The organism is Ruegeria sp. AL2, from assembly GCF_056540845.1.
The window spans coordinates 1-22,663 of sequence record NZ_JBQFXM010000032.1 but is presented as its reverse complement, the minus strand read 5'-3'; the positions used below and the strand labels follow the sequence as shown (position 1 = coordinate 22,663).

Annotated in this window: 20 protein-coding genes; 5 read left to right on the top strand and 15 right to left on the bottom strand. The window is 56.5% G+C overall.

Translation table 11 applies throughout. The features are described 5' to 3' along the window. Positions 1-428: 428 nt before the first annotated feature. Positions 429-1,643 carry a carbohydrate porin gene (locus ACR0ID_RS19190; RefSeq protein WP_480607969.1) on the bottom strand — a complete coding sequence of 405 codons (1,215 nt, stop codon included), beginning with the start codon at positions 1,641-1,643 and terminating at the stop codon, positions 429-431. A 243-nt stretch (positions 1,644-1,886) separates the two neighbouring features. Here ACR0ID_RS19190 and ACR0ID_RS19185 point away from each other — a divergent pair, with 243 nt between their 5' ends. After that, positions 1,887-3,212: a metal-dependent hydrolase family protein gene (locus ACR0ID_RS19185; RefSeq protein WP_480607967.1), complete on the top strand. Its 1,326-nt coding sequence runs from the start codon at positions 1,887-1,889 to the stop codon at positions 3,210-3,212. A 145-nt stretch (positions 3,213-3,357) separates the two neighbouring features. Here the strand turns inward: ACR0ID_RS19185 and ACR0ID_RS19180 are convergent, their stop codons facing one another. The 4 genes from ACR0ID_RS19180 to ACR0ID_RS19165 form a co-directional block, all read right to left on the bottom strand. Further along, positions 3,358-3,939 (bottom strand): TMEM175 family protein, encoded by a 582-nt coding sequence (locus ACR0ID_RS19180; protein ID WP_480607964.1) that lies wholly within the window; start codon positions 3,937-3,939, stop codon positions 3,358-3,360. Positions 3,940-4,394: 455 nt separating this feature from the next. Next, entirely contained in the window at positions 4,395-5,474 is a 1,080-nt protein-coding gene (gene tcuB / locus ACR0ID_RS19175) for a tricarballylate utilization 4Fe-4S protein TcuB (protein ID WP_480484173.1), read from the bottom strand. Continuing rightward, positions 5,464-6,858 carry an FAD-dependent tricarballylate dehydrogenase TcuA gene (gene tcuA / locus ACR0ID_RS19170; RefSeq protein ID WP_480607962.1) on the bottom strand — a complete coding sequence of 465 codons (1,395 nt, stop codon included), beginning with the start codon at positions 6,856-6,858 and terminating at the stop codon, positions 5,464-5,466. Before tcuA ends, tcuB begins: the two co-directional genes overlap by 11 nt. 11 nt (positions 6,859-6,869) lie before the next feature. Then, positions 6,870-7,550 (bottom strand): GntR family transcriptional regulator, encoded by a 681-nt coding sequence (locus ACR0ID_RS19165; RefSeq protein WP_480607972.1) that lies wholly within the window; start codon positions 7,548-7,550, stop codon positions 6,870-6,872. Positions 7,551-7,619: 69 nt separating this feature from the next. Here ACR0ID_RS19165 and ACR0ID_RS19160 point away from each other — a divergent pair, with 69 nt between their 5' ends. Next, positions 7,620-8,693: an AbrB family transcriptional regulator gene (locus ACR0ID_RS19160; RefSeq protein WP_480607960.1), complete on the top strand. Its 1,074-nt coding sequence runs from the start codon at positions 7,620-7,622 to the stop codon at positions 8,691-8,693. On the opposite strand, the gene ACR0ID_RS19155 is transcribed toward ACR0ID_RS19160, so the two are convergent. The 5 genes from ACR0ID_RS19155 to ACR0ID_RS19135 form a co-directional block, all read right to left on the bottom strand. After that, positions 8,662-9,642, bottom strand: coding sequence for a D-2-hydroxyacid dehydrogenase family protein (locus ACR0ID_RS19155; RefSeq protein WP_480607957.1), 981 nt, complete (start codon positions 9,640-9,642; stop codon positions 8,662-8,664). The two genes, ACR0ID_RS19160 and ACR0ID_RS19155, sit on opposite strands and share 32 nt — an antisense overlap. After that, positions 9,639-9,875: a hypothetical protein gene (locus tag ACR0ID_RS19150; RefSeq protein ID WP_480487414.1), complete on the bottom strand. Its 237-nt coding sequence runs from the start codon at positions 9,873-9,875 to the stop codon at positions 9,639-9,641. Before ACR0ID_RS19150 ends, ACR0ID_RS19155 begins: the two co-directional genes overlap by 4 nt. Positions 9,876-9,926: 51 nt before the next feature. Continuing rightward, on the bottom strand, positions 9,927-11,015 hold the full coding sequence (locus ACR0ID_RS19145; protein ID WP_480607954.1) for a 4-oxalomesaconate tautomerase: 1,089 nt from the start codon (positions 11,013-11,015) through the stop codon (positions 9,927-9,929). A 10-nt stretch (positions 11,016-11,025) separates the two neighbouring features. Continuing rightward, positions 11,026-13,056 (bottom strand): tripartite tricarboxylate transporter permease, encoded by a 2,031-nt coding sequence (locus tag ACR0ID_RS19140; protein ID WP_209194861.1) that lies wholly within the window; start codon positions 13,054-13,056, stop codon positions 11,026-11,028. A 74-nt stretch (positions 13,057-13,130) separates the two neighbouring features. Then, positions 13,131-14,219, bottom strand: a complete 1,089-nt coding sequence (locus tag ACR0ID_RS19135) for a tricarboxylate transporter (RefSeq protein WP_480554983.1) — start codon at positions 14,217-14,219, stop codon at positions 13,131-13,133. Between the two features lie 139 nt (positions 14,220-14,358). Between ACR0ID_RS19135 and ACR0ID_RS19130 the strand changes: the two genes are divergently transcribed. From ACR0ID_RS19130 to ACR0ID_RS19120, 3 genes are all read left to right on the top strand, one after another. Next, a complete protein-coding gene (locus ACR0ID_RS19130) occupies positions 14,359-15,027 on the top strand; it encodes a response regulator transcription factor (RefSeq protein WP_480505559.1) in 669 nt (222 codons plus the stop codon). Beyond that, positions 15,024-16,391, top strand: a complete 1,368-nt coding sequence (locus tag ACR0ID_RS19125) for a sensor histidine kinase (protein ID WP_480554984.1) — start codon at positions 15,024-15,026, stop codon at positions 16,389-16,391. The genes ACR0ID_RS19130 and ACR0ID_RS19125 overlap by 4 nt, the downstream gene beginning before the upstream one ends. Positions 16,392-16,824: 433 nt before the next feature. After that, positions 16,825-17,544 carry an NYN domain-containing protein gene (locus ACR0ID_RS19120; RefSeq protein ID WP_113789668.1) on the top strand — a complete coding sequence of 240 codons (720 nt, stop codon included), beginning with the start codon at positions 16,825-16,827 and terminating at the stop codon, positions 17,542-17,544. A gap of 173 nt (positions 17,545-17,717) precedes the next feature. Here ACR0ID_RS19120 and ACR0ID_RS19115 read toward each other — a convergent pair whose 3' ends face one another. The 5 genes from ACR0ID_RS19115 to ACR0ID_RS19095 form a co-directional block, all read right to left on the bottom strand. Then, complete coding sequence (locus ACR0ID_RS19115) at positions 17,718-18,350, bottom strand: tyrosine-type recombinase/integrase (RefSeq protein ID WP_480495824.1); 633 nt, start codon at positions 18,348-18,350, stop codon at positions 17,718-17,720. 343 nt (positions 18,351-18,693) lie between these two features. Then, positions 18,694-19,452 (bottom strand): hypothetical protein, encoded by a 759-nt coding sequence (locus ACR0ID_RS19110; RefSeq protein WP_480607949.1) that lies wholly within the window; start codon positions 19,450-19,452, stop codon positions 18,694-18,696. 292 nt (positions 19,453-19,744) lie between these two features. Next, a complete protein-coding gene (locus ACR0ID_RS19105) occupies positions 19,745-20,893 on the bottom strand; it encodes a hypothetical protein (protein WP_480607946.1) in 1,149 nt (382 codons plus the stop codon). Between the two features lie 74 nt (positions 20,894-20,967). After that, positions 20,968-22,164, bottom strand: coding sequence for an adenylate/guanylate cyclase domain-containing protein (locus ACR0ID_RS19100; protein ID WP_480607943.1), 1,197 nt, complete (start codon positions 22,162-22,164; stop codon positions 20,968-20,970). 84 nt (positions 22,165-22,248) lie between these two features. Further along, on the bottom strand, positions 22,249-22,663 hold a 415-nt coding region (locus ACR0ID_RS19095), incomplete at its 5' end, for a hypothetical protein (protein ID WP_480607941.1).

The window sequence follows — 22,663 nt, the reverse complement described above, 5'->3', positions numbered from 1 at the left end:
AAATGCGCAAAGCCTGAATGGAAACGCACTCGCGCTCTGTTCAAAGCACCACTTTCTGCGTCAGCAACCGTTGTTTTTCAACAGAATCGGCGGACTGCGGACCTCCGCCGCATGTGCGTCCTGTGAATGCGACAACCGATAGAGCGGACGTTCAGACGAAGATTCTAACACCCGATATTCCGCACCGGGCAAGTCGGCTCCGAGTTCATCAAGTTCGATGCTACGCTCAGTATCGACGAGTAGAATGCCGACCATGTGAAATTCTGACGAGAATTCACGGAAGACGCGTTCACGACCGGAAGCCGCAGTTCATGCGGACTGAAACATTCCGTGGCAATGGCGGGATCTGGACGTGCGCGCCGCAACTAACCGATGGCGGGTTGACGGACGGTTTCTGACAGTCGCTCGCCTGCGCCACACCACATATCTCAGAACACGAAACGTCCGCGTAAACTGATCAGGGTAATGCCGTCGCCCGAAGGGTCGAGCAGCGGGTTCTTGATGAACTGGATCGACGGGGTCAGTTCCAGACCAGGCGAGAGCGAAAACCGGTAGAACGCTTCTGCCGTGAACTGGGTCCCCTCGATATCTCGGGCGCCGGACCAGTCAAAGCCGACCGCGGCGAGATCGCCATTGGACGCGAAATACCCCAATCCGGTAGAGATGGAACGGTCGTAAAGGGCCGCTGTTCCGCGCGAACGCCCGGCCCGAAAGAACGGGTAAAATCCGTTCTGCAAAATCGCTGACAACGAAACAGTCGCTCCGTAGTCCTCAGCACGGCTGCCATCACTGGCGGCATCCGAATGCCATATCGTGACATGAGCATTGTTGTAGAAGGCTAGACCGACATCCGTCGTGTAGACCAAATCGAGGCTCTTGAAGAGATCTCCATCCACTACAACGTCAAAGTCCGGCGAGGTCGTCGGGTCGGCATTGGCATCTGCCACCGATCCGAAAACAAGGAAGTTGTCACCTAGTTGTGCGGCCCCGGCAACGCCAAGACCCTGACTGGGCGCGGCAATCGTCGGACTGGTGCTGAAGGCCGCATTTTGAAAGGCGGCGTACGGGCTGACGAGACCGTAGGAATCGAGATAGTCGGTGACGTCGATCAAGCCGAAGCGAACCGCCCAACGCTTGTCTTTAGCGGTGTGCGTCCAAAACAGATTGGTAAGAATCGTGCCAGCGTCGCTGAACACGGTGCCGGTCACCGACAGCGCCCGGGATGCTTCTCCGAGACCTTGCGGCGATACGCTTGTGTAGCTGCGGCGGTTCTCGACCTTGAACGTCAGCGACCCGTTGGAGGTTGCCTGCCAAGTGCCGTAAAGCCGTGCCAATCCGCCGACGGCCTTACCCGGTCCAAACGCCGCGTTGGTCGATTGGCCAAGCGAAAGATACTCGAAGTTGAACTTGATCCCCCGCGCTTCGAGCCTGTCCTTCCAGTCGAAATAACCGGGGATCAGGTTGCGTGGGAAATCGAAGCGATAGTTCGGATTGGGCGGCGCGTAGGAAAGCAGTAAATCGGACCGGACCGACGAAGGCCCGCCAAGCACCTCGGCGCAGGTATACTCCGCTGCGCCGACGGAGATTAGCAGCGACAGGCAGAAACGGACGGCACAGCCGCGGCCAGCGATCACCGCTGTCATGCGCGCGCCCCAACACTGAAAAGCAGACGCAGCGCTCGCCGTGCCATTTCAGATCCACCTTTCAATCCCCGTCGGATGTAACCACTCAGAGCGCCTTTAGCGCCAAGATGTCCGCCCACTATAGGTGCCAACGCAAAATCGATCAGACGCCGACATCTGCCCAGATTGTCACACCCCAAAATGTTGTTCGACTTGTTGCTCTATCATAGAGTCTAATCGAGTTGGCGGCGAGGAGAATCTAAGGTGAGAAGCTTTTTTTTATTAATTTCCCTAATGTTGGCGGGAACGGCTCAAGCGCAGTCGACATCCGATATCCTGGTAACCAACGTCTCCGTTTTTGATGGACAGAACCCCGACCTGATCGAAAACGCGAATGTTCTAATAGAGGGCACCACAATCAAAAGCGTCTCGACCGACGAGATCGACCCAGGCGATGCGACGGTGATCGATGGCAAGGGTGGAACCCTGATGCCCGGCATGATCGACAATCACTGGCACGTTAGCTTTGCCGAAATTCCTGTCGATATCCTTGCAGCGGGCGATGTGTCGGAGGTTGCGCTGCGCGGTGCGATTGGGGCTGAGGCCACCGTGATGCGCGGTTTTACCACTGTGAGAGACATGGGCGGCAATCCCTTCGCAATCAAGAAGTTGGTGGATTCAGGCGCGCTTGTGGGCCCGCGAATTTATCCATCGGGCCCGCCGATCAGCCAGACCTCCGGTCATTTTGACTTCCGCAGCAAAAACGCTGTCCCTGCCAATCCGGCCGACCCTCTGGACTACTGGGAACGCAATGCGATCCTGATGACGGCAGACGGCGTGCCCGAGGTTACCAAGCGCGTGCGTGAGGCGCTTCGGATGGGTGCCACGCAAATCAAATTGGCGGCAGGTGGCGGCACTTCGTCGAGTTTCGACCCTCTCGATGTGCAGCAGTACACGCTGGAAGAGATAAAAGCGGCTGTCGAGGTGGCCAGCACATGGAACACTTACGTCACGGTTCACGCCTACACGCCCACCGCCGTCAGAACAGCTGTAGAAGCCGGGGTCAAGGTCGTGGAGCACGGCCAGCTTCTGGACGATGAAACCATGGCACTTCTCGCCGAAAAGGACATCTGGCTCTCTCTGCAACCCTTTGTAATTGAGGATGACTCGGAATACGCGGCAAACCCGTTCGTGAAAGCCAAGCAAGAGATAATGGTTCAGGGAACCGCAAAAGCCTATGAATTGGCGAAAAAACACGACCTGAAGGTCGCCTTCGGGACCGATATACTGTTTTCGCCAGGTGGCGGTATCCAGCAGAACAAGATGGTGGCACTTCTAGGCTCGCATTTCGACTACACGCCATATGAAGCGCTTCGGATGGTGACCTACGACAATGCGCAGCTCCTGAAGCTCTCGGGACCGCGGGACCCGTATCCCGAGGAGAAAGGCATTATTGCCGAAGGCGCGTTGGCCGACCTGATCATCGTTGCCGGCAACCCGCTGGATGATTTGAGCCTGGTGGCAGACCCGGACCAGAACTTCGATCTGATCATGAAGGACGGTGTCATCCACAAGAACACGCTCGAGTGACGTCATCGGTCGAATGCTTGGCCCATATGCCCATGCGCGTCGACCATCCCTGGTCGGCGCTCATTCTGAGCCCCACCTTTGGCGTTGCGCAACGATATCAGTTGTGGAGTGCTAAAGGTGGGTGATGTTGGCTCGCGGGTCGCGATCAGCGGTAGTAGACAAATGGGTGCATCACGATGAGCGAGACCCAGACAAGTATTGCCAGCGTGGTGTCAACAAACGCCAGTGCGATGGACACGATTGCAACCAATGTGCCCCTGATTGAAAGCAAGGTTGTTGCCATTCCCGGCTCCGGTGCGGGCGCGTCCGAGACGAGGAGGCTGCGGTCGCGCGCATGCATTGCCATCATCGCAATCGACAGCCATCCCATTCCGAGCGTGCCCGAGAACAATATCACCGACACCGGGCTATCGCCGTATGCGCTGATCAGCGAGGTGGTCCAGGGCGCGACGGAGATGAACAGGAGCAAGGCCAGATTGAGCAACAGGACCGTGATGTCGGCAAACCGGAGCTGCGCGACGATGTAATGGTGGTGGAGCCAAAGCGCACCGATGGCCAAGAAACTGATCAGCCAGCCGTACAGCTTCGGAAGGTCCGCAAGGATCAGTGTTCCAACAGATTTCTCCGTGCCGGTCGGAAGATCCAGATCCAGGACAAGAAGAGTTATAGCAATCGCAAATACACCGTCAGACAGGGCTGCTAATCGAGCGACGTCGAACTTGTGCATTGGGCGAACTCCTCCGAGCACACGCTACTTTGTCAGGCTCGCAGGGTAAACCTTGATGGCGCCTCGTCTCGTGTATTCATGTACCGCGGATTTGTCCGCAGAGTGTGTGTTCGATCATCTCCAGATTTTGCACGCGCGGCGAATGGCCGGTAAGCAGGCTGCGACTGCAGCAACGTTAAGGTGAGGCGAAGGTCGGGATTGGGCCGACTTCATCGTCGTGATCTAGGCTCTCCAATGAGATGCTGCGGTTGTTCTGATGACGGCAGTGAGCCCAGAGTGCAAATTGCTGCGGTCGGCCCAAATACGTGCGAAGCGTGCGTCGCTGCCGTTGGTCCTACAATGGACGGCCCATTCCGGACGTTGACCGCCACTCGAAGTGCCGCAACGCAGAGTTCTTCACAATCATATTTGATCCTATTGCATGTTCTTTCTGCTCACTCAGACGCGACGGGCTGTTAACGGACCATGGACGCATCTCTTTTTCGTTGTGCGTCTCGGACCAGCGCCGCAAGCCGATAGAAGCCGTGTGCCATTTTTGTGTAGGGCGTCAGCAGGAAGAAGGTCAGGACCGATCCGAGGTGGATGGCCAGCAGTGCGGGCATCAGAGGTGTTGAACCGAGGGCGTAAAGAACCAGCCCGCTGAGCCCCACAAACCCGAGCAACAGGATGAAGCCGATATCCCCGCCCCAGGCCGACGGATCGCCGAGGTCTCGGTCTGACTTTAGCTTGAGCAGCGCCATCGCACCGCACCCCACCGTCAGCAGAAGCCCCCCGGAAATCCCGAACAGTTTCGGCAACGACCAGAACCCGTAAGGCGCGTACATTCCGAAGACATAGTGCATGATCGTCGCCACCGAGGTCGACGCAAAGCACAGCAGAAAACCATACATAACAGCGTGGTGGATGTGACGTCGGCCCTGACTGAACCGGTCTTCGTCCTCAAAGTTACAACCCTCGCCATGGCCTGCGGCCAGATCCTGCATCTTGCCCGCGCGTTTGAGCGCAACCGTCAGATCAGACATCTGGATCGGTTTGCCACCAACCTCTGCCCAATAGCGCCTCAGGCTGAAGGCGATACTGAACAGAGGAAGCAGGAATGCAGGCGCAAAGATCGCGACCATCGCGTTGTGGGACAGGACGGCATAAAACCCTTCGCCTCCACTGGAACCGATGGCGCGGGTCGCCCAGAACAACAGGGCAAATCCGACCACCAACGCCAGGGCGATGGCTCCGCCATGGGTGTGGAACCGGCGTGCCAGCGGCTGCGGCCAGGCGAAGCTTTCCCAACTGTCTCGCCGCACTTCAGCCAGCGCCTTGGGCAGGTTCAGGTCAAACGCGTGCGGGGCGGTGTACTGACAGGCGTAGTAACAGCCCCGGCAGTTGTGGCACAGGTTGGCCAATTGCGTGATGTCCCCATCCGAGAACGCGCGCTCTGCGTGCAGCGACGGGAAGACCGAGCAATAACCCTCGCAATAGCGGCAGGCGTTGCAGATCTCGGCCTGGCGGCGGGCTTCCTGAATAAGATCAGTTTGCATAAGCGGCGGCCTCTCGTCCTGCGATGCGTCCAAAGACAGTTCCGATGGTCATGCCAAAGCCCGCCAGATAGCCTTGCCCAAGGATGGACCCGGCCATCGTTTCCCCGGCCGCCCAAAGGTTTTTGATCTTGCCGCTTGGGGTCGAGCACTGGGCTGTCTCGTCAACCTTCAACCCAAGATAGGTAAAGGTCACGCCGGTCCGCATCGAGTAGCCGTAAAACGGCGGTTCGGTAATTGGGCGCGCCCAGTTGGTCTTGGGCGGGATCAGGCCCGAGGTCGCCACCCCGTCCAGTTCGGTCGGATGAAACCCGCTGGTGTCACCGCAGGCGGCGTTGAATGCGCTGACGGTTGCTTTCAGTTTCTCCGCGGGCAGGCCCATCATCCCGGCCAATTCGTCCAACGTGTCCGCCTTTAGCGGAGGGAACACGGACGGCATGAACAGGTTCAGCGATTTGGTGTCGATGATGGCATATCCCACCTGATCCGGCTGCGCCGCCACCAAACGGCCCCAGATCGCGTAGCGTTTGGGCCAGACGTCTTCGCCCTCGTCATAGAACCGCTCGGCATGTTTGTTCACGACGATGGAAAACGGAACGCAGTCCAGACGGGTGACGATACCGCCGTCGAATTTCGGCGCGCGCCCGTCGATGGCAACGGCGTGGCATTGGGTCGGGTCGCCAACGCTTTCTACTCCTTGGTCCAGCAGATCAGACAGGACAACGCCTCGGTTGTAAGGCGTTCCCCGGATCAGGAAGTTCTTGGCAGGTTCACCCCAGGCTCGGGTGAGCCAATCCGTGTCGGCCTGAAAGCCGCCGGAGGCAACGATGACCGCCTTGGGCGCGATGCGATGAGACTGGCCTTCATAGCTATAGTCGACCCACTCGATCCGATCACCATTCAGTTCCAAATGCGTGACGGCGGCTTCGTACAGCACATCTACACCCAAACCTGCCGCCGTGCGGTAATAGGCATTCACCAGAGATTTGCCGCCCCCCATGAAAAACGCATTGGTCTGTGCCAATGACAATGTGCCGGAAAGCGACGGCTGAAACCGGACCCCGTGTTCTTGCATCCAGGGAAGGCATTCTTCCGACGTGCGGATCGCCAACCGGGCAAGATGTTCATCGGTTTTTCCACCGGTGACTTTCAGCAGATCCGAGAGGTATTCGTCTTCGCTATACGCCTCGACGAGCGGACCCAACGGGCCCGAATGCATGCAGCGAAAATTGCGCGTATGGCGTGAGTTTCCGCCGCGATAAGGTTTTGGCGCCGTTTCAAGGATCAGAACACGGGCGCCTGCCTCGGCTGCAGTCATCGCAGCGCAGAGAGCCGCATTGCCGCCACCGATCACAGCGATATTGTAAGCTTCCTTTGGGGTGGCCATATCCTGTCTACCTACTGGCTTTCGTCGATTGAGCGGTCGCGGTCCTGCAACGCGCGGATGCGCATCCGCTGCGCAGCCTGAATATGCGCGCGCATCTCTGTCTCGGCCGCTGCGCCATCGCGGGCTTTCAAAGCCGCCATGACGCGCCGATGCTCGGCCACTGCGGCCTCGGCGCGGTCGCTATCCAGCAATTGCGAGGGACCCAGGATCAACAGCGCCTTTTGCAAGGACAACATGGATTTTGCCAGAAATCGGTTCTTGGCCGCATCCAGAAGTGTTTCGTGAAAGATCTTGTTGATTTGGGCCGCATCGGGGCCAGTACCCGCCTCGGCCAGCCGGTCGTTCAGAACTTCAAGCTCGTCCAGTTCGACATCAGACGCCGCGCGGGCTGCCAGACGGGCCGCTGTCCCTTCAAGCACGGCGCGCATCTCATAGAGTTCCATGACCTCGGCGTAATCCAGACTGCGCACGGTGGCACCTTGCCGTGGCACATGCGTGACCAGCCCGTCGGCCTCCAACTGCCTTATCGCCTCGCGTACCGGGGTACGGCTGACGCCCAACCGTTCAGACAGCTCAATCTCACGCAGCCGGTCGCCGGGCAAAAGAGTGCCCTCGCGAATCTCGCCCAGCAGGCGCTGATACGCAGAATTGCCTTGTGGGCCAGGTTGTAACGGGTCGTCCTGAAGGGTCATCGCAGGCTCTCTTGTCATCTTGCGTCCAGTTGTATACACATGGATACATTATAAGTCAACGAAGCTGGAATGCTTACCTTGCACAGCCAAACTGATACCCCCTCTCTTCTGACGAAACGGGCCGTCACGCTCGGCCTGGCGGTGTTGGGCACAGGGGTATTTTGGGCGCTAAACCTGCCGCTACCTTTTCTGTTCGGGCCAATGAGCGCATGTTTGATTGCAGCTCTTGCGCACGCACCGATGGAAGGCTTTGGACAGGTCTCGGTTGCCGCCCGCACTATACTGGGCGTGGCGGTAGGGGCATCGATTACGCCGGCTCTGTTTGCTGAATTGCCAAAAATGGCCGCGTCAATTGCGCTGATCCCGTTCTTCATCCTGCTAATCGCGCTGGTAGGTGTGCCATTCTTTCGCAAATTCTGGGGCTTTGACTCCACAACGGCTTTCTACGCAGCCATGCCGGGCGGTTTGCAAGACATGATCATCTTTGGCACTGAGGCGGGGGCCAATCCGCGTACCTTGTCCTTGATCCACGGTACGCGCGTGCTGATCATCGTGACGTTGGCCCCCTTGTTCCTCACCGTGTTCTATGATGCCCAACTCACCAATCCGATTGGCGAGCCCGCGCACAACCTGCCAATACATGAATTGGCGCTGATGGTTCTGGCCGCCATTATCGGCTGGAAAGGCGGGGAGCGGATCGGCCTGTTCGGGGCGTCAATCCTGGGGCCAATGATCCTTACAGCCGCCTTGTCACTGGGCGACTTAATTCATACCCGACCGCCTCGCGAGGCCATCCTTGCAGCGCAGTTTTTCATTGGCTGCGGAATTGGTGTGAAATTCGTAGGTGTCACATGGGTCGAACTACGCCGGGTAGTGGCAGCGGGCTTCGCCTATGTCATTGTCCTTGCCGTCCTGGCAGCCACTTTCACCGCCGTTGTCACCACCTTGGGACTGGGCCAACCTGTCGAGGCGTTTCTGGCCTTCGCGCCCGGTGGGCAGGCAGAGATGACGGTGCTGGCCATCGTCTCGGGCGCGGATTTGGGCTTTGTGATCACCCACCATCTGACAAGGATCGTGCTGGTGATCATCGGTGCGCCCATCGCCGCGAATCTTATTCTGCGTTGGTCCAAACCTCGGGGTTGATCATGTGGATCGGAGCGCCTTCGGCATAGGCGTTCACCTGATCGAAAATATCCGCGAATTGCAGGTCGAACTCGTCTTCAGTGACAAAGCCGATATGTGGGGTCGCGATCAGGTTGGGATGTGACAAAAGCGGGTCGGTCGGATCAATCAGTGGCTCGGAATCAAACACATCAATCGCCGCTTTGCCGGGGCGACCGACGTTCAGCGCCTCAAGCAAAGCACCAGGTGCGATCAGCCCGGCTCGCGAGGTGTTCACAAACAGCGCCTCCGGCTGCATCTGTGCGAAATCCGATGCGGTGATGATCCCGCGCGTATCCGGTTTCAAGCGCACATGGACCGAGACAACATCGCTGCTGCCAAAGAACGCTTCACGGCTGGGCGCGACCTGTGCGCCATCCGCCTGCGCACGCGCCCGGCCTTCTACGGATGACCACCAGACCACATTCATCCCAAAGGCCTCGGCATAACTTGCAATGGCGCGAGCAATGCGGCCATAGCCATAGAGCCCCAACTGACGCCCCCGCAGCGTCTTGCCCACGCCCGCCTGCCAGTGCCCTGCTTTGACCGAGGCCATTTGTGCGGGCAAATCCCGCATCCCGACCATGATTAGCGCCCAAGTAAGTTCAGCTGCAGCATAAGACGGCGTTCCGCCGTGCATGTTTGAGCACAGCAGCACGTCTTGATCTGTACAGGCTTCGACATCGACATGCGGATAAACGCTGCGCTGGCTGATAAGTTTCAGGTTTGGTAATTTCTCCAGCAAGGCGCGGGTGACTTTGGTACGTTCGCGGAACAGGACAAGCACCTCCGCGTCATGCAGTTGTTCGGCCAGAGTGTCAGTTTCTTCGACATGATCCGTCCATAACGTCACCTCATGACCGGTGAGTTTCTCAAAACAAGGCAGGCCACGCAGCGTGTCAAACCAGTCATCAAGAATGTGGACCTTCATCGGCTTTCTATACCCTGCTCGGTGTTCAGTTTTCTTGGCGTCGGCACAAAATGACATGTGTTGAGAGCGGAAAGTGCATTGCGGACCCGTTCGCTTTGATCCAGCAGATGGTTGAACTGCTCATCGCAGCCAGCAATCGGTGTCGGGTAGTCCGCGATGTCCCGCCGTAGGGCCGACTGCGCCAACATGAGTTCCTGACGCGCGATATCGAGGCATTCCGAGTAGTTGTCCATCGTGTCCCTCCCACTATGTATACAATAGTATACTATTTGGGTTGCACTTGATCAACTCCCGTTCCAAACAGACTCAGGCACATAAACATGCCCGTCCGCCAACTTGCGCGCGGTCCGCACCAAACCCGCTGCGTTCACTGTGAACCCGTCGGTGGTGGAAAAATCCACCAACACGTCGATATTGCCCGAGGCGTGTTCCAGAACGACTTCAGCCGGGCTGTTCGTGGGGCGATCCAGCAAACCGTCGGCGACGGTTCCGGGAGTCAAAGCGCAAGACGCCATGCATTGCGCGCCGGTGACCGCCATGGTCGGGTGGGTTTTCCACGGCATGAAATACCGCACTGCGAGCGTTCCGCCTTCTCTGGCCGGAGCAACAAGGCCGAACTTAGGGGTGACCGATTTGGACACATCCCCCATACCCATCCGCTGCCCTGCTTCGATCCTAACGGCCTCCATCCGGTCAAAGAACGCGCGGTTTGCGTCCAGCTCATTGGCGCTCTCATAGCCCGTCAATCCGAAGTCTGTGGCGCGGGCGATAGCCATCGGCATAGCGACATCCATGCAGGTCAGTTCGACGCCCTGAACTGCATCGCGCAGGTTGCCCGTAGGCAGGAACGCTCCGGTGGCCGAGCCCACCACGCCCATGAAACTCAACTGCACCGGCGCTGAATGACCGGGAACGCCGGCGATCTCCGCATCACCCTCATAGGTCAATTCGCCCCCGGGTGTATTCACCTTGGCCACGATCCGAGCCCCAGTGTTGACGGCCCGAATGCGAACTTCAGTTTCATCACCCTGCGGTTTGAACAAGCCCATCTCGATGGCAGCAGGGGCAACGCCAGACAGGATATTGCCGCAAGTGGGTTTGAAATCGACCAGCTTGTCCTCGACCGAGACCTGCGCGAAGAAATAGTCGATATCGGCCCAGTCATCCTCGCCGACCGACAGCATCGCGACCTTTGTGGTCACCGCCGCGCCGCCGCCGATGCCGTCGATGTTCAGCGACTGCCCGGACCCAAGAGCGGCGATCAACACCTCGGCCAGCGCGTCCAGATCCTCAGGCAAATCCGAGCGGCGGAAATACGGGCCTTTCGACGTGCCGCCACGCATCAAGATATAAGGGATTGCGGTTTGAGTCATTTTGAACCCCTCACTTCAACGGCCAGGGCAGGCTGACCATGTCCTGCAACAGACCTGGCGGGAAATCGCGGTTCAGAGCGCCCGCCATCAGGCACATGAACCCGATGCCGCAGGCGGTCAGGATCAGAGTCATCTGCCAGCTGGACCCGGCGCGGATACGGAGAAAGGCGATCAGGAACCCTATCAGGGCGAGGATGAAGCCCACCACCCACGTGGCCGCGATCAAACTGGCGAACCACGCCAGAGTGGACCACAGACCGTGGGGTGCGCTGGCGTCTTCACCGGCGATTTCCTTGTCGGCAAAGATCACGTCGCCTTCGGGACGTCGCATCATCTGGATCAGAAGGATCACGCAACAGAATAGCGAGACGCTGCCGATAACCAGCGGGATGATCTTGTCGGTCATATTGTAGTCGGGGATCATGTTGGCGTTGACCAATGCGACGATCAGATAGGCCATGATCACCAGCAGAAAGATAAGCGGCGCGCGTTTGGTACCGGCCTGAACATCACCCTCGGCCATGATCATCTTGGCCTGCCGGATACCCAGAATGACCGAAACAACCGTGACCACGATCAGCACGATGACGATAGGGCTGAAGACATATTCCATCCCCTCGCCAAAGCTTTTGCGGAACCGGAATGAGGCGATCTGGAACGCCTGATTGGTGAACTTCTCAACCGGGTTCGACAGAACGAAACCGATCAGGAAGGCCGGGCGCGACCAGTCGAAACGGCGTAAAAAGATGCCGATCAGGCCGATCACGAACAGGGCCAGCAAGTCTTCGAAGTTTTGGCCGGATTGGAACGCCGCAAAGCTGATCAACATGAACAGGAACGGCGCCAGATAGGTGAAGCGGATCGTGGTCAGCTTGGCGATCCCGCCCGATGCCGCGATGCACAGGATGGTCCCGACGACGTTGGCCAACGCCAGCAGCCAGACGATCGAATAGGTGATGTCGAGATTGTCCTTGAGCATGCTCGGACCGACCTCGATATCGCCTGACCCCAGCAAAGCCACCGCGCCGATGAAGATCGCCATCGAGCCTGAACCAGGGATGCCAAACAGCAGAGTTGGCACCAGCCCTCCACCCTCTTTGGCGTTGTTCGAGCTTTCCGGGCCGATGACGCCGCGCACTTCGCCTTTGCCGAAATTGCTCTTGTCCTTGGTGGATTGCACCGAGTGACCGTAGGCGATCCAGTCGACAACCGAGCCGCCGAGGCCGGGAATGACTCCAACAATCACGCCAATGATCGAACAACGCACCGACAGCCATATATTTGCGAACCAGTCTTTGACGCCGTCCAGCCAACCGGCGCCCAGTGAGGCCCCCTTGGCAATCGACCGATCTTGACGCAGCAGCGATACGATCTCGGGCACCGCAAAGATACCCAGGCCAACGATGACCAGCTTCAAACCGTCCGTCAGATAAGGAATGTCGTAAGTTGCCATGCGCAGCGAACCGCCTGCATCCGCCTCACCAATCGTGCCAACCATCAGGCCCAGACCGGCGGCGGCGACTCCTTTCAGCGGGATCCGCCCGGCCAAAATGGCGACCATCGACAGGCCGAGAATTGTGATCATCAACATCTCGGGCAGGCCGAAGGCCAGAACGATGGGTCGCGCGATAAGTATGAACATGGTCAGGAAGGTCGCGCCGACGAGCCCTCCGAATAGGGACGAGGAAAAGGCTGCTGACAAGGCCCGTGCAGCCTCGCCCTTTTTCGCCATCGGAAAGCCGTCCAGCACGGTGGCCTGCGAAGCAGAACTGCCGGGGATGCCCATCAAGACGGACGCAAACGTGTCCGAGGTCGGCACCACCGCGACCATCCCGATCATCAGCGCCAGACCAAGGATCGGGTCCATTCCGAACATGAAAGGCAACAGCAGGGACAGACCGGCAATACCGCCAAGCCCCGGAAAGACGCCCACAGCCAGCCCCATGACGACGCCGAGAATGAGATACCCCAGAACGATGGGTTGCAGGATCAAACCCCACGCGTCACCAAGCGCAGGTAGAGCGGTGGCGAAAACCTCCATAGCGGCCGCCTTTCATAAACTGTTTTGTATGTAGAGAAACGCGCGCCCTTCGTTGGGCGCGACGACGTGTCAGCTTAGTTCAGCTCGACGCCGTAGGCCTCTTTCAGCCAGTTCAGGACGTATTGCTTGGCATTGTCATCCACATTGGTCGCCGTCTGCAGAGCAGATTTCGAGCCGTCGCCGACGAACACCGGATACTTGCCGACGTGCTTCGAGGAGATATCAGCAAAATCACCCCGCTCGGTCACTGCTTGAAACGCTGCGGTATAGGCGTCGACGACCTCTTGCGGCGTGTCACCGGGCAGGAAGGCCAGCTTTTGAACCGGGAAACCTGCCACGAAGAAGGCTTTCCATGCGTCCCATGCCTCACCACTGGTTTCGCAGCCATCGGTGGCCTCGCAGACCTCCTTGAAAGTCGGAATGTCCGGGAAGGTCGGGTCACGAACGATATTGCCATCAGCATCCAATGCGCCCCAAGTCATCATGGGAACGGCCTGACCGGCTTCGACCAGCGGGACCGAACCACCCAGATAGCCCGAGGACGTCTGGTAATCGATATTGGCTTCACCACGTTCAAACATCAGCCGACCATCCCCGCGGCCTTTGATCCCAAATACCGGTTCCACATTCATACCCAACATCTGCCAGGCCAGCAGAGGCACAAGGTCCAAACGGGTTGCACCCTGCGAGCCGTAGATGAAATTGGTGTCCTTCAGCGCATTGGCAGAGCCGTCAAACTTGGCTCCGTCCTCGGCGTTCAGATACGCAACACCACCCGTTCCAGATGCCATTACCGGAATCCAATCGTTGTATTCATAGCGTACGCGGGGATCGCTCAGCAGATACGGGAACTGAGTAGACCCGGACGTGCCAAACAACAGGGTACCGTCATCATGGCTTTTTTCCTGAAACCAGTTCGCGCCTTTGGTTGATCCCGCGCCCGGCATGAACTTGACCACCACAGTCGGCTGACCGGGCAATGCCTCGGATAATAGTGGCGCGAAGAAGTTGGCCCATTTAGCCGACCCGCCCGTTTCCGAGAACGGAATGACCCATTCGATGGTCTTGCCCGAGAAATCGACCTCGGCAGCGGCAGGTGCAGCGAATCCGGCAGCGGCGATCAGCCCCACGACGGCACGACGAGTGAAGTTGGAAATGGCCATTGGTTCCTCCCTGTTGACCAGACAACCACGTCGGCGCCTTCCGCGCCACCGTGATTGCAATTAGAACTGCGGGGTTGATTCCCCCTCCCATCTGGCAATCATGGGGCGCCAACCTTGCGCGAAACTTGCGGGAGACCTGATGCGGATCGTCATCGTCGAGGATAATGAGACCCTTGCCAACGCCATTGCCTATCGCCTGCGGGATCGGGGCCATGCCGCTGACGTGCTGACAGATGGCGGCGCGGCCGATTTGTATCTGGAGCAAGAAGGCGCAGATCTGATCGTTCTGGACATCAACCTGCCGGGTCGGTCTGGGCTTGAGATTTTGCGGTCCCTTCGCAACCGGGGTGACAGCGCGCCCGTCATCCTGCTGACCGCGCGCACCGAGACCAGCGACCGCGTTTCGGGTCTGGATATGGGCGCCGACGATTACTTAGTGAAACCCTTCGAGATGGATGAACTCGAGGCCCGCATCCGTGCCCTGTCCCGCCGCAAACAACTGGATTACGGTGCGCGCGAAACGATCGGAGACCTGGAATTCGACCGCACCGCCCGGCAGGTGAGCGCAAAGGGCCAAGTTCTCGATGTGCCGCGTCGGGAAATGGCTGTGCTTGAATGCCTGCTGGAACGTCGCGGCAGGATCGTCCCCAAAAGTCAGTTGATCGACTACGTCTACGGCGTGGGAGCCGATGTCGACGATTCGGCCGTCGAGCCGCATGTGTCACGACTGCGAAAACGCCTTCAGAACCTTGGCATCCGGATCAAGACCGCCCGTGGCCTTGGATATCTGCTAGAGGTGCAGAAGTGATCCGGCACGGCTCACTCAGGCTCAGGCTTTTCATTCTGATCCTGACGCCATTGGTGCTGCTCGCAATCCTGCTTGGATACTGGCGCTACACGGTTGCTCAACAAACGGCACAGGAGCTTTTTGACGACAGCCTATTGTCCGCCGGTCTGGCCATTTCTCGCGATGTGGCGGTGTCAGAAGGCGATGCCCTGTCGCCCACCACGCGCAGCTTGATCCGCGACGCATCGGGCGGAGAGATTTTTTATCACGTGACCGGACCCGGTGGCATCTACGTCACAGGGTATGCATACCCTCCGGCCGCTGCAAACCCGTCTGAGCAAGACGCGTACCAGCCGAGGTTTTTCGAGGCGATCTATCGGGATGAGCCGGTGCGCGTACTGAAAATGACCGAGCGCGTCACACTTGATAACCTGGTGGGCGATGCGACAGTAACAGCTTGGCAACGCGTTGCCGATCGCAACGCCTTTGCCAACGAACTGTCGATCCGCGCGGCGATCCTGATGGGTATCTTGCTGGCCACCCTTGCTGTTGTCGTGTGGTTCGGGGTCGCACGCGGGTTGCGGCCCTTGCTGGATTTGCAGGATGCGATCGACCTACGCTCACCTGACGACCTGAGCGAAATCAAACGCCCGGTCCCGGTCGAGGTTTATGGTATTGTTCAGACCCTGAACCGGCTGTTTGGACAGGTCGAGCACAGCATCAACGCCCATCAGGTGTTTATCTCAGAAGCCGCGCACCAGCTGCGAAATCCGGCGGCAGCGGTCCAGTCCATGGCCGAGGCGTTGCGGGACGCAAGATCGGATGAGGACAAGGACAAACGGATTATCGAGCTTGTGTCGGCAGCGAAAAACTCCGCCACGGTGGCCGAGCAGCTATTGTCGTTGGAGCGGTTGCGGCAACCTACGCATCAGGATCAGATGGACAAGATTGATTTCCGTGCGGTTGTGGAAGAAGCCTGCGCTGACATGGGTGTACAGATCCTCGCAAAAGGGATCGAGTTTGATGTTACGATGCCGGACTCGACAATTCCGGTTTCAGGAGATCAGGTTTTTTTAACTGAGGCCATCAAAAACCTGCTGGACAACGCAGTTAAGCACGGTGGGACTAAGTTGAGCCAAATTTCAGTCGCGCTGCGCTCTGATGGCGAGAACGTAAAGCTTACCGTATCCGATGACGGAACCGGCCTTTCACCCGAACAAAGCGAAGCCGTTTTCAGTCGATTTTCGCAGCTGGAATATTCCGAAGGCAGCGGTTTAGGGTTGTCGATTGTCTCAGCTGTAGCGAAGCGCCACGGAGGAGTGGCCGCGATCAACCAAGTCGAAAAAGGAGCAAGCGTCACGCTTCAGCTTCCCATAGCCCTGTAGTTTGTTTCAATTTCTGCTCGGAACCCGAAACCTGTCACAATCAAAGAGAGTTTTTCGATTACAGCGAATGACCGGTTTCCACCCCAGGTGCCGGGCACGGTGGTCTTGATACGTCTTCACCGGACTTTGAAGCCTTTTGCAGCGAAATGGCGCTTGGTCCCGCTGCCCTGCCATCTGAGAAGCGCGTGGGAAGGTCCGGTTCGCGTGGTTTAGAGCCTTCTGCACGAGCAAAAACTCAAAGTGCAGTTAAGGTCCGGTTGGGGCTCATACTACCAATTCGGGCTTGTCGCAGAGAAGGGCAGATGCGAGCCTATCGCTGACCGCTAAGTAAACTCCAGGTCTCTGTTTTTGTGAGTGTTCTGGTTTTCGTGTCGGCAGTTCGATAAGTAGCGACAAGTTAAGACAAGAGTAGACAAATCATGGTGCCAACCAGATGACCGAACGTGCTCAACCGTTATTGGCGACGCTGATTGATGCCGACAACGTACCAGCCAAATTTGCGGAAGCAATTCTCAAGGAGGTCGCTTCAATAGGCGAACCCGCGCTTAGACGAGTTTATGGCGATTGGACCAGTAGTCGGTTGAAAGGTTGGTCCGAGGTAATCTTATCGCTGGGTCTTGTTGCACACCAGCAGACCGCCAATACGTCGGGTAAGAACGCATCCGATATTGGTCTTGTGATAGATGCGATGGACATCCTACATGGAGGTCGGTTCGACGGGTTTGTCTTGGTTTCTTCCGACAGTGATTTCACCAGTTTAGCCAATCGTCTCAGAGAGGATGGCTTAATGGTGATTGGCATCGGAGAGAAAAAAACTCCGGAGCCACTTCGGAACGTGTGCAACCGGTTCATTTTTATTGAAAACCTTGTAGCAGACGAAGGCGAAGCCAAGAAACTAGCTTCTGCAAAGGAGCAGCCCCAAAAAGCGGCAAAGTTACTCTTGGATGCTATGGCACGTATCCAACAAGATGACGAGTGGTTTCACCTTGGGCAACTTGGCCAGTCAGTAGTCGCTGCACATCCAGATTTTGATGCTCGGACCTACGGAAAGGGAAAACTGAGCGATCTCGTAGCTGCGATCAAAGGCTTCGAAACGAAGAGACAGGGCAACAGCCTCTTCGTTCGTTACGTCCAGCCAAGGGCAAAGTCCTGAGAATATCCACTTACCTTCAACCTGACTGACCGTTTTGTCCCGCACACTTTCAGTTTCTTGCGTTCTTGATTTTGCGGTTGCAGCGAATGGCAGGAATGGCGGGCCGCACCGCGGCGCAACCGCGGGTGGATGAACTGTGGCTAAAGGCCGCCCGCGTAGGCGACCCAACTGCACTAGATTTCAATGGCTTCAGCGATGGCCAAGGCATCCTCGAGTTCGACACCGAGGTATCGGACCGTACTGTCCATCTTCGTGTGGCCCAGAAGGAGCTGAACCGCGCGAAGGTTTCCGGTCTTCTTGTAGATCTGAGTGACCTTGGTTCTACGCATCGAATGCGTGCCATAGGCGCTTGCCTCCAGACCAATCGACGTGACCCAGTCGCGGACGATTCGAGCATACTGACGGGTCGAGATGTGCAGCCGCTCATGGAAGCGGCCCGGCCAAAGGTACTCGGAGCCGATCATCACCTCGTCTTCCATCCACTTCTCGACCGAGGCGCGAGTCCCTTCGGATATCTCAAATCGCACAGGTTTCTGTGTTTTGCTCTGTAGGACCGACGCCCGTTCCTTGATCTGACCTGTCGCCATAACATCAACGACTTTCATCTTCACCAGATCGCAACCGCGGAGCTTGCTGTCGATCGCCATATTGAACAGTGCCAGATCGCGATGGTTCTCAGCGAGTTCGAGCCTAACCCGGATCGCCCAGACGTGTTTTGGCTTCAGGGGGCGCTTTTGACCAACAATACGTCCTTTGTTCCAGGCGGGACGAAGCGCACGAATGGCAGGTAAGTTTGGTGTTTCCATGACTGATCCTCCGATCCGCCATGCCCTCCCACAACGACAACTCGACGTTGACCGAGGCAACATATCACAGGATGCTGCGCCGCATTCGAGGTCTGGAACGAGCCCATTTTACCGGATGCTGCGCTCGTCGCGAACGTCGGCAATCCAGAATGCTACTGATCGAGCCTTCTGGACGATATGCGTGTTCATTCAAAAAACTTAGGCTTTGAGGGGTGCAAATCCTTCATTACTGATCTGCGCATCGCAATCGCCAGCCTGTCATGAAAGATGTCCAGAGCGGCTTCCGCCTCTCTCGTAGAAAGCCAGCCATCTTCAATTCTCCAGTGGCGAAAGAACACCCAATCTATTGCGTTTCTGCGCGAGAATTCGAGAGAGCTTTTGGCTCGCTCTCTTGTTGGAATCTCACCAAGCCGGCCTTCTGCCCGTACTTCTCTCGACCCTCTGCAAGCTTCTCTTCATGCCAAGCTATAAGCTCGTCGATGTGTTCTTCGCTGATCTCAGTTAACTCCGTAATTTCGGCTGCTATGTCATCGGGAATGGTGGCCGTAGCCTTTTGAACTGCATCCAAAAAACGCTCGTCGCGCAGGAATTCTAAGGACCAATTCTTAGGCGAAGTTCTCCACAGAATGAACTCCGCCTGTTGCGTCCAGGTGCCGTTCGAGACAAGGCCAAGTTGCTGAAGCAATTGTAAAAGGTCATCATCACAAAGTGCGCAGCCCAATCCAGAACGAGCTTTGATGTTTGGGGTCTGAGGTGGAGGCGGATCCTTCATAGCAATTACAAAGCCGCTCCCGATACGAGTTGGCGGGAGGCTTCCGTCTGGTAGGCGGAATGAAAGTTTGTTTTGTTGCTCCGCAAGCCAAAGAACAGAAATGCAGATGTCATCCCATCGCGGCATGATCGCAGGTAGTTCAGGAACATCTTTTGGTACTGCCCCCCAGTCCGTTGCATCTGCAAAGCCAAGCTTGACCAAGGCCATGCATCCGATTTGGTAGGCCGTAGACGCCATGTCATTCCAGCCCGGACGATCCGAAGCTTTTGGCAAAGTTCCTGCGAGGAAATGGGCTACGTCTTTGCGCCAGTTTTGTTGGTCATCGCCCATGGTCAGTCTCGGATAAGGTTTGAGTACCTTCTGTATGGCCGGTGACATAGCAAACGACAACCCTGCCTAACTTGCGTTACCAAGAGCGGTACAATCCATGAAGCAACCCTTGGCGCAAGCGCAGCGAAACGGCGCTTCGTCCGCTCACCGCCAATTCACGCGCGACCAGGTGAACGGCCCCTATCTCGAAGGGCGGCCATTCAAGCCTGGCGCAGCGAAGGTTCCGAGAGAGCCCTAAGCAGAACGTTAGATTTTCTCAGTGTGCCACGCTGCAACAGATACGCTGCCGAATTCAGCGTAAACTGGAGTAGTAACAATCAGCGTTGAAACCTGTTATTTTGCTGATCGTTTCGAGACGGCCCTTTGATCTGTAAGCTGACGTTGTTGTTATCCCGTAGCCATATTCCCGTTTTAAGATGATCGGTAAGCCAACGGCGAACTGATGCATGTGGGGGATTTCTGCGTTTGGGTCCTTGATTGCATTTTTCGGAGATTTTTGCAGGGCGCGCTCGCGAAAATCAGAGTAACTCTGCCCACCAATCACCGTTTGATTGGCAAGGTTCTGAAGCCTTGGACCAAGTTTGGCGTCCTTGAAAAAGTCGGTACCGAAACTTCTGGCAACTAGCGCGTAACCAAAGGCGCTTTCTGCTCCCAGAGTGTGATACCAATAGCCGCGGTAGCCGCGAAATGAGTTTTCTTTCAGCATGCCTTGGGCATCTATCTTTTTGATGAAAGAGGAGCGGCGCTTGCGTATTTCGCTTTTGGCGAGCCATGCATCACGTTTCCACCTAGCGTAGGCAAGCACGCCCAAACCATAGTCTCCAAATTCATACAATCCGTCACTTTGCGCGCCGTTTGACGCCAGTGGGGAAAGGAATTTCTTGTAGATCTTGTCAAAGTACGTATCCAGTATTCGTTTCTGGTCTGGTGTCGCGTATTCCTCAAGCACAATGGCCGAATACAACATTGCAACGCCAGTATAGCCAGTGTGTTGCACAACATGCAGTGGACATGGTTGGTCGCTTCGGCCACCTTTCCAGCACTCCACTTTCTTTGCGCTATTATATGATGGGGCATTCAGCAGGGCGTTCGCTTTCCCAAGATGGACCAGAGTGCCCAAGATTTTTTTGCTGGCCGCGGCGTCACCTTTTGCCGCCGCGCCATATGAAACTTCTAAGAGCTTTGTCCACCTTTTGGAGAAGGCATCGTGGTTGACGTTCAGAGAATTGGTGCTCGTCATGCTCGCTGAACTTAGTGCTGAAATCATCTTAAGGTCACTGTTCAGGCGAGATGAAGAAAAAAACTTCGAGCATGCAGAGCCTTGCAGGCGTTCAGCAAAGAAGTCCGTTGGGAACGTCACGTTTTGCGCACTTGCCGACGTCGCAATGATCGACGACACTAAAAAAACGGATAAGATCCAATGTCTAAAGAATATTTGCATTTTGCTTCTTCAGGTTCCCCGTATTCAGAGAATTGGAATGTACTGATATTTACAACGTCAAAGGCCCGCTTTTATCAGTTAGTACTATCCACGCGCTCAACTTCTAGAATATACCCTCGTGATGATCCGGTGCCGTTTGCATCGTCCCAATACGGTGAAGGCTGATGAACGTAATTGTGGAACCGAACGACGTCCGAGTTCCCGCCATGATTGTTTGGCTGGCCTTCTGACCAGTTCGAAAACGTAACCGGTTCGCCGCTGACCAGCGCCCACCCACCGTCTGGCTCAATAGCACCTTCCTCCTGATATGTGCCGATCCAAGGTCCGAAAGCTTGCCCATCCTGATGCATATCCCACAAGCGCTCATCGTTCTTAATGAGTTCGAAAACAAAACTGTTCTCAGCTTCGGATGTAATGGAAGCTAAATAGCCACCCCTCTCTTTGGCATCTGCAACAGCTGACTGCCAGGAACTGCCCCATGTCAAAATTGCATAATAGGAATGTTCATTCCATTCGCCTGATGCAACTACGTCAGACATCTTAGGCAGTGGAGGTGCATCCAGGTTGCTTTCAGACGTCCACGGCGGCGATCCACCAGAAAGCGTTGTAGTGCTGTCACGAGCAGTAAGAACATACACAAGACCCAAGCAGGCGGCAGCGAAAAAGGCACCTCCCGCGGCCAGAATGCGCAGCTTATTTTCTTTACGCACACTGACATCTTGGACGCCTTCAACGTTGTAAGCGCGCACCGGACGATCAATGTTCCTTAATCGCTTGGTTCCCATGGCACGGAATCCAAGGGATAGCTTGCCTTGTATCTGGTCGTGTACCTCGCCAGACAAGCAGATTCCACCAGGTTCAGCGAGGCTTTCTAGTCGAGCGGCCACATTTACGCTGTCACCTAAAAGATCACCATCTTGAAGGATCACGTCTCCGACATTTATCCCGATGCGAAACTGAACTTGAGAAGACGACGGAACCGAGAGGTTGCGTGTCCGTATTGCTTCCTGAATTTCAACGGCACATCGCACCGCTTCGACAGAGCTCGCAAATTCAGCAATAATGCTGTCACCTGCGGTGTTGGCAATCCGACCACCAAAATTCTCAATAAGCGCATCAGTCACTGATCGATGCTCTAAGAGCATTTTAGCAGTGCCTTCTTCATCGATGCTGGTAAGACGACTATATCCGGCAACGTCGGCAGCCAGTATCGCTGCAAGACGTCTTGCAATCTTGTTAGAACTCGCTTGCGTTTCGTTATCTTGCGGCAAAATTCATCATCTTCTGATGCAATGGTAAGAGTGTTACGTTCGCGACTAACGCTTACCAAAAAATACCGAGACCAAATCGAAAATCTAGCGCTTTCTCATTTCCAACTCCCGCGGTTTTCCAATGATCAGGCGTTCGTGTAGCTTATTTGCTTCGAGGTGAGTGCCAGCTACATCCGCAGACCACCAGCTCGCCGTACGCTCAATTTTGCCACCGCAGCGAAAGTCTGGTCTGGTGAAGCTATGCCGCAGCGCTTGACCGATCCTCCGATCCGCCGCATGCCACCCCATCGTCAGTTCGATGACGTGCCACTGTACCACGTATCCGGGGATATTAAAAAAATACCGAATATTGGTATATGTGATATCTAGGAGGCAAACATGGCAAAGAACACTTCGATGTCCCTTGGGGGGTCTTGTCAGAAGAACTTGTCTTGAGGCAGGCAGGACGGTTGCGTAGCTTTTGCCCATGACCAAACCTGCCTCTTTCAAGTACTTCAAA